The 6,653-nt window shown below is 48.4% G+C and carries 6 protein-coding genes and 3 tRNA genes; all 9 read right to left on the minus strand.

Annotated elements, in window-relative coordinates; all coding sequences use genetic code 11:
* Window positions 1-19: 19 nt before the first annotated feature.
* A tRNA-Gly gene (locus AN618_RS11905) sits at window positions 20-94 on the minus strand.
* Window positions 95-151: 57 nt separating this feature from the next.
* A tRNA-Glu gene (locus AN618_RS11910) sits at window positions 152-226 on the minus strand.
* Between the two features lie 7 nt (window positions 227-233).
* A tRNA-Lys gene (locus tag AN618_RS11915) sits at window positions 234-309 on the minus strand.
* Window positions 310-392: 83 nt separating this feature from the next.
* Window positions 393-1,679: an adenylosuccinate synthase gene (locus AN618_RS11920; RefSeq protein ID WP_066355497.1), complete on the minus strand. Its 1,287-nt coding sequence runs from the start codon at window positions 1,677-1,679 to the stop codon at window positions 393-395.
* A 25-nt stretch (window positions 1,680-1,704) separates the two neighbouring features.
* Window positions 1,705-3,093, minus strand: a complete 1,389-nt coding sequence (locus tag AN618_RS11925) for an NAD(P)/FAD-dependent oxidoreductase (protein WP_066355498.1) — start codon at window positions 3,091-3,093, stop codon at window positions 1,705-1,707.
* 253 nt (window positions 3,094-3,346) lie between these two features.
* The gene (locus AN618_RS11930) at window positions 3,347-4,054 is read right to left on the minus strand and encodes a Crp/Fnr family transcriptional regulator (RefSeq protein ID WP_066355500.1); all 708 of its coding nucleotides are present in this window, start codon (window positions 4,052-4,054) and stop codon (window positions 3,347-3,349) included.
* A gap of 19 nt (window positions 4,055-4,073) precedes the next feature.
* Entirely contained in the window at window positions 4,074-5,429 is a 1,356-nt protein-coding gene (dnaB, locus tag AN618_RS11935) for a replicative DNA helicase (RefSeq protein ID WP_066355503.1), read from the minus strand.
* Window positions 5,430-5,434: 5 nt separating this feature from the next.
* Window positions 5,435-5,881, minus strand: a complete 447-nt coding sequence (gene rplI / locus AN618_RS11940; protein WP_066355505.1) for a 50S ribosomal protein L9 — start codon at window positions 5,879-5,881, stop codon at window positions 5,435-5,437.
* 327 nt (window positions 5,882-6,208) lie between these two features.
* Window positions 6,209-6,653: transposase (locus AN618_RS11945; protein WP_157081602.1), on the minus strand; the 445-nt coding region annotated here is incomplete at its 5' end.

Raw genomic sequence — 6,653 nt, forward strand, 5'->3', positions numbered from 1 at the left:
AAGCTAGATTTTTCAAGGCTGGAGCGGAAGACGGGATTCGAACCCGCGGCACTCGGCTTGGGAAGCCGATGCTCTACCCCTGAGCTACTTCCGCCCGTTCTAGCTATAATTATAACCAAGCTAAAACGGTAAGTCAAGATAAAAATAAAAATGGTGACCCCGAGGGGAGTCGAACCCCTGTTACCGCCTTGAAAGAGCGGTGTCTTAACCACTTGACCACGGGGCCACAAAGATGGTGAGCCATCCGCGAATCGAACGCGGGACACCCTGATTAAAAGTCAGGTGCTCTACCGACTGAGCTAATGGCTCTCAACGCATCGCGCTTTAACGCAAACAGCAAGATATATACTACTATAAAAAGGCGAATATGTCAACCCCCTAAAAATTCCACGTCATATTACCTCTATCAGCTCAAAACCCTGATTTCTTCCTGGACCCACCGATACAAAGCATATATCGACACCCACAAGTTCTTTTACCCTCTCCACATACCTTCGCAAATTGCCGGGAAGCCTATCGTATTCGGTTACGTCCGATACGTTTTCCTCCCATCCCGGGAGTTCTTCATAGACCGGCCTGCATTTGGCCAAAACCTCCAGGCTCGCGGGGAAATCTTGAATAAGCTTCCCATTATATTCATAGGCAGTGCAGAGTTTAACTTTTTCGAGGCCGCCCAGAGTATCGAGTTTAGTAATGGCAAGCTGTGTGATGCCGTTTACCCGGACGGCGTACTTCAGCATTACCACATCAAGCCAGCCGCAGCGCCGGGGCCTGCCTGTTGTTGTGCCGTACTCGTAGCCTCTCTCCCTTATATAATCTCCCGTGGAATCCAACAGTTCCGAAGGAAAAGGGCCTTTGCCTACGCGGGTGGTATACGCCTTTACTACCCCTATCACCTTATCTATCATGGTGGGTCCTATGCCGGCGCCTATGCAAACCCCTCCTGCTATCGGGTGGGATGACGTTACATAGGGATAGGTCCCCAGGTCCAGATCTAGGAAGGTCCCCTGAGCCCCTTCATATAGGATTTTTTTGCCTTCTTGGGAGCCTTCGTATATAATCGAAGAAGTATCGCACACCATATCTTTCAATTCTTCGGCTGCTTTCAAATAACTTTCCATGATAGAGCTTTTCTCGAATCCTTTAACTTTGTATATTTTTTCTAAAATGAAATTTTTTTCTTCCAGGTTCATGATTAGCCGCTCTTCGAAAATTTTTTCATCAAGGAGATCGCACATCCTGATGCCAATCCTCTGGGCCTTGTCCACGTAAGCCGGCCCTATGCCCCTTCGCGTGGTGCCAAGCTGGTACTGGCCTTTCCTTTCCTCCTCTAGTTCGTCCAGCAGCTTGTGATATGGCATCACGACATGAGCGCGGTCGCTTATCTTAAGCCGCGACCTGACGTCTACGCCGTAACTTTCCAAGGACCTTATTTCTTCAACCAGCGCTATAGGGTCAATCACCACACCGTTCCCTATGATGCATACTTTGCCCGGGTGGAGAATTCCCGACGGTATGAGGTGAAGTTTGTACTTTACATTGTCCACTTCTACCGTATGCCCCGCATTATTGCCGCCCTGGTAGCGGACCACGATATCCGCCCTTTTTGCTAAATAATCGACTATGCGTCCTTTCCCTTCGTCTCCCCACTGGGCTCCTACCACAACAACTCCTGGCATTGTCCTCACTCCTTTGTCGAGTGCTTCAATTCAATTTCCTATCTAAAATCTCTCTTGCCACCAATATTCCGGAAACTGAGGCCTGTGCCAGTCCCCTGGTGACCCCCGCGCCGTCTCCGGCAGCAAAGAGATTTTTTATCTGGGTTTCCAGGCTCGAACTCAAGGCTGGCCGTGCCGAGTAAAATTTCACCTCTACTCCGTAAAGCAGCGTGTGATGGGAATACACTCCGGGCACCAATTTATCCATGGCCTGCAGCATCTCCAGTATGCTCACCATGTGCCTGTAGGGGAAGACCAGGCTCAGGTCTCCCGGAGTTGCTTCCTTCAGCGTGGGCTCCACCAGTCCCCTTTTTATTCTTTCCGGAGTGGAGCGCCTGCCGGCCAGAAAGTCGCCCAATCTCTGAACCAACACTCCGCCTCCCAGCATGTTGGCCAGGGTGGCTATATACTTTCCGTAGGAAATCGGTTCTCTGAAAGGATGGGTGAAGGTCTTGCTCACCAGCAGTGCAAAATTTGTGTTTTCGGTTTTTCTGTCGGCATAGCTGTGGCCGTTGACGGTGATGAGTCCGCTGTTATTCTCTATTACCACCTCGCCGTAAGGATTCATGCAAAATGTCCTCACCTTGTCGTCAAAGGACTTGGAATAGTACACCAATTTTGACTCGTAAACCACATCCGTCAGGGGCTCCATCACCACCGCCGGGACCTCCACCCTCACTCCTATATCGACGGGATTCATCACCATATCAAGTCCAAGGCGCTGCGCTTCCCTGGCAAACCACTCGGCTCCTTCCCTTCCCGGAACCGCTACCACAAAATCGGCCGTGTATTCCTCGCCCTTTTCCGTGACGACTCCGAAAACCGCTCCATCCCGGACAAGGATGGTCTTTACAGCCGTCGTTGTCTTTATATCTACTTTACCGTCCAGGTATTTTCTCATTTCTCTCAAAATATTCCAGCATTTTTCGGTCCCTAGGTGCTTTATTCGGGCGGGTATGAGTCTCAAATCAGCGGTCGCTGCCTTTTGCTGCAATTTTTTCACTTTCTCCTGGTCGGTTCCGTGAACTATCTCGGTGGCGCCAAAACTTAAAAACACCCTGTCCACATAACCTATGAGCTCTGCCACCTTTTCCTTCGGGATGTACTCGTCGAGCCATCCGCCGAATTCGGTAGTCAAGGTTAACTTGCCGTCGCTGAAAGCTCCCGCTCCTCCCCAACCGTTCACTATGGAGCAGGGATCGCAATTCAGACATTTGACCTTCTTCTCTTTCGAAGGGCAGACCCTTGCCTCGATGTCCTTGCCCTTTTCAAGAATTAAAATGTCCAGGTTTCCGCCTTTGTCCACCAGTTCCAAAGCGGTGAAAATTCCCGCGGGCCCAGCCCCTATTATTATCACATCGTAATGTCTTGGCATCTTACCACCACCCAATAATATAATATTGAAAGCATACATTAAAAAATATTATTCTCACAACAACGAAATATTAATATACCGCAACCTAAATAATAATAGCAGAGAAAGGTTTGAATGTCAATTATTTGTGCGGATATTTTTGCAATTATTATTCATTATTATTCGTTATAGTCCGTATGATAGTTACATCCTGTTTGGAAATGCACGTTAAATAGTTAAACAACTAAAAAGCGCGGCTTTGCGCCGCGCCCAGTCAATCCTTCACACACCTCATCAGTTTTCTCTCATTCAGCACTATGATCTTTTGCCTGTCTATATCTATAATGCCGTCCTTTTTCATCTGACTTAAAATCCTGGTAACCGTTTCCCGCGAAGTGCCAACCAAAGCTGCCAGCTCTTGCCTCGTAACCGGCAGGTCGATCTCGATGCCCCGGGATGTCCTCTGGCCGTAATCCAAAGAAATTTTGTGGAGCAAACATGCTGTGCGGTCGTAAGTGTCCCTCAAAGCAAGATTCTTTATCTTCTCCTGGGAGTCCCTCAGCCTTGAAGCCATTATCCTTATAATCTTTATCGCAAGGTCGGGGTTTCCCCTGATAAGGCGTTCCAGATCCTCGTTTTTTATAAAGCCTACAACGGAGTCTTCCACCGCCTCAGCCGTTGCGGGATAAGTGCCTCCCCCCAGGAGCACGGCTTCGGCAAACACATCGCCCTCGCCGAATATATGTAAAATGTACTCCCTTCCTTCGTCGTCGCCCTTATATACCTTGACCTTGCCCGATTTGACAAAATACACCGCATCGCCGGGTTCTCCTTCAAAAAAAATGACAGTACCTTTTTTGTAATTTTTGGCATTAACCAGTCTCTTTACCTTTGCAAGCTCTTCGTCGGAAAGCTCGGAAAATATATAAACTTTCTTTAAAATCTTCTCGAGCTCCGGATTCAAATCTTCCTTTTCAGGCAATGCGCCTTCCTCCCCGTGATTAAGCGTACCTCGCCTCTTCGCTCTGGCGGTACTTTTCGATGCTCACGAACTTGGTGTACTGGGAAAGCCATAGCAGTTCCACCTTCCCGGTGGGGCCGTTTCTCTGTTTTGCAATTATAACCTCGGCTATATTTTTTCTGTCCGTATTGGGATTGTAATAATCTTCCCTGTACAGAAACGCCACCAGATCCGAATCCTGCTCCTGGCTGCCCGATTCCCTCAAATCGCTGAGCACCGGCCTGTGGTCGGACCTTACATCCGGCGCTCTGGAAAGCTGGGATAACGCCAGCACCGGGACATTCAATTCTCTCGCTAGGGCTTTTAAGGACCTTGAAATTTCCGAAATTTCCTGCTGCCGGTTTTCAGACTGACCCCTGCCTGCTATCAGCTGAAGATAGTCTATCACCACCAGTCCCAGACCTTTTTCTGCTTTTAGCCTCCGCGCTTTTGCCCTTATCTCTAGGCAGGTTATGCCCGGTGTATCATCTATGTATATGGGGGCTTCCGATAAAGGTCCCATAGCTCTCGCCAGTCTGGGCCAATCGTCTTCTTCCAGCCTTCCGGTGCGCAGCTTGTGGCTGTCTACATTTGATTCGGCGCAAAGCATCCTCTGTACCAGCTGCTCCTTGGACATTTCAAGGCTGAAAATCGCCACAGGTATTCGATGCCTGATTGCGGCGTTCTGAGCTATGTTCAGGGCAAAGGCGGTCTTACCCATGCTGGGCCTCGCCGCCACAAGGATGAGGTCAGAAGGCTGCAGGCCCGATGTCATCGCATCCAGGTCGGGAAATCCGGTAGGTACGCCGGTTATTCCACCTTTGGAGTTGTAAAGCTGCTCGATGCGTTCGAAGGTAGCAAGCAGTACGTCCTTTATGTGATGGAAGTTATCCACCCTTCTTTTGTGGATGATGCCGAATATCATACGTTCGGCTTCATCCAGAAGCTCTTCCACATCCTCCCTGGCCTCGTAGGCCATAGAAAGTATTTTGGACGTGGCCTCCAAAAGCCGGCGGAGCAGGGCCTTTTCTTCGACTATCTTGCAGTATTGAGCTATATTGGCTGGGGTAGGCACCACCTCGGTAAGGGTCGTAAGGTAAGTGACACCGCCTACACTTTCCAACATCTTTCTGTTTCTCAGGGTCTCGGTGACTGTAATCAGGTCCACCGGTTCTCTGTTCTCGTGCAATTCCGCTATGATATCAAAAATCGTGCGATGGGCCTCCAGGTAAAAATCATCGCTCTTTAAGCGCTCCAGCGCAACGTAGATGGCCTCTTTTGAAAGGAGCATCGAGCCCAAAACCGACTGTTCTGCCTCTACACTGTGCGGAGGAACTTTGGGCGTTCCAAGGCTCATATATATCACCCTTCGACTACTTTTACGGTCAACTTTGCCTCGACTTCGGGATGAAGTTTAACAGGAACCTCATAACTTCCGAAAGCCTTAATGGGTTCGTCAAGCTGAATCTTTCTTTTGTCTATATCGATGCCGTATTGCTCCTTTAAAGCCTCAGCTATATTTTTCGAATTTATGGAACCGTACAGTTTTCCCTGGGCTCCTGCCTTGACCTTCAACGTCAGATTGCATCTTTTAATCTTATCGGCCAGTTCTTCGGCTTCCATTTTTTGCCTGGCCAGTTTTTTCTCCTTTGCTTTTTTCTCCTGTTCCAGTTTTGCCAGGTTCCCGGGAGTGGCCTCCACCGCCATATTCTTAGGGAAAAGGAAATTCCTCGCATATCCATCGGCGACATCGACCAGATCGCCTTTTTTGCCAAGAGTTTTCACATCCTGAAGGAGTATAACCTTCAACTGGCATCCCCCTCTATCTCAATATTTTTTGATTAGCCAAATAAAACTCTTAAAATCTTAGTTTTTCTCTGAATTTAGGCTGCTTTTGCTGCTTAACCATAGATTTTTTAGACAAAACAAGACCACCTGCGGCAACTTACTAAAAGTTGCCTATCAAATCCTTCACTCATGCCCTCGACTACCCTATCATGTCTCCCGGGGTCCTACGCCCTTATTACATTCCTTCGTCCTGCCTTTGAGGGCTAGGCGGGGAGCTTTTTACTTTCATGCAGGGTCTTGCCCTTATGGGGGGAATATTGCTTCCCCGCCTTGTTGGCTATCTCACTTTTATGCCGCTAGCTGGTTTATTTGCTTCATGCGATGTTCTCCAAGAACTTTCTCTGAATCGTAATTTTCCCTCTTTTTGGCAAGGGTGAACATTACCCTTATTAGCTTCATTGAAATTGCTATTAATGCCTGCTTGGATTTTAATGGATTTTGAGGCCTTTTTAAGAAGTAGTTGTAGAGTGCCTTGAATTCCTTGTTTTTGGCTACTAACACAAGGCTTGCTTTGTAAAGGAGATTCCTCAGCTCCGGACGGCCCCTCTTTGATATTTTAGCCTTCCCCTTGTGTTTCCCAGATTGGTTTTCTGCTATGTTGAGCCCTGCTAGCTTTTGTATCTGCTTATAGTGGGTGTAGTTGGCTAGGTCACCTACTTCCGCTAGAAATCCAGCTACGGTTACTATCCCTATGCCGGGAATGCTGAGTAGGTATTGTGCTATGTCTATCTTC

This window comes from Fervidicola ferrireducens, from assembly GCF_001562425.1.
GTDB lineage: Bacteria > Bacillota > Thermosediminibacteria > Thermosediminibacterales > Thermosediminibacteraceae > Fervidicola > Fervidicola ferrireducens.

Coding starts and splice junctions, on each gene's coding strand:
- AN618_RS11920 (WP_066355497.1), bottom strand. CDS start 1,679: ATGCCAGGAGTTGTTGTGGTAGGAGCCCAGTGGGGAGACGAAGGGAAA.
- AN618_RS11925 (WP_066355498.1), bottom strand. CDS start 3,093: ATGCCAAGACATTACGATGTGATAATAATAGGGGCTGGGCCCGCGGGA.
- dnaB (WP_066355503.1), bottom strand. CDS start 5,429: ATGAGCCTTGGAACGCCCAAAGTTCCTCCGCACAGTGTAGAGGCAGAA.